General features: G+C 55.2%; 1 protein-coding gene. It reads left to right on the forward strand.

From position 1 onward, the window contains the following. On the forward strand, positions 1-277 hold a 277-nt coding region (locus SB724_RS19910), incomplete at both ends, for an AAA family ATPase (RefSeq protein ID WP_410572542.1).

Consider the following 277-nt stretch of genomic DNA (forward strand, 5'->3'; position numbering starts at 1 on the left):
GGCGGAAGCCCTCTCCGACGATTCCTCCTTTATTACGGCCAATTTTCCCGACTTTACTCACCTCTTGGGCGAACACACGCATCACGCCGCAGTGTCGCCCCATGTAGAGCGGATGCGGTTCCTCGCGGCAGTGGCAAAGCTACTTAGCGCCTTTGGTTCCCCAACGCGCCCTCTGCTCTTGTTCCTAGACGACTTACAGTGGGTCGATGAGGCAACCCTGGAAGTCGTTTGCTATCTCATGAACGATCCGTATTGCCATCATGTTATGTTGATGGCC

Origin of the sequence: Bacillus sp. SIMBA_031 (genome assembly GCF_046535225.1) — a bacterium.
GTDB lineage: Bacteria > Bacillota > Bacilli > Bacillales > Bacillaceae > Bacillus > Bacillus velezensis.